The 226-nt window shown below is 32.7% G+C and carries 1 protein-coding gene; it reads right to left on the reverse strand.

Annotation, left to right across the window (positions count from 1 at the left end; translation table 11 throughout):
* Positions 1 to 226 (reverse strand): Uma2 family endonuclease (locus ACIR131C_RS26560; protein ID WP_035371495.1); only part of this gene is annotated, 226 nt, incomplete at both ends.

A 226-nucleotide genomic window follows, 5' to 3' on the forward strand; every position in this document is an offset into this window, starting at 1 on the left:
AGGAGCGCGTAAATCAGTATTTGGCATAATAAACCCACCACTGGAGTCAAATATTCTTCCTAATTTACGAGGATTAGTCCATAATTTTAGCAAATATATGAACTCAGCACCAATTTCACTAGATTCTATATCCGATGGACCCATAATTAAAATATTCCCTTCCTGTAGTTCTATTTGATAGTCGTTATCATCATCTTTTAATATTTGTTCTATTTTTTCTACGTTG

Source organism: Dolichospermum circinale AWQC131C (genome assembly GCF_000426905.1).
Taxonomy (GTDB): Bacteria; Cyanobacteriota; Cyanobacteriia; order Cyanobacteriales; family Nostocaceae; genus Dolichospermum; species Dolichospermum circinale.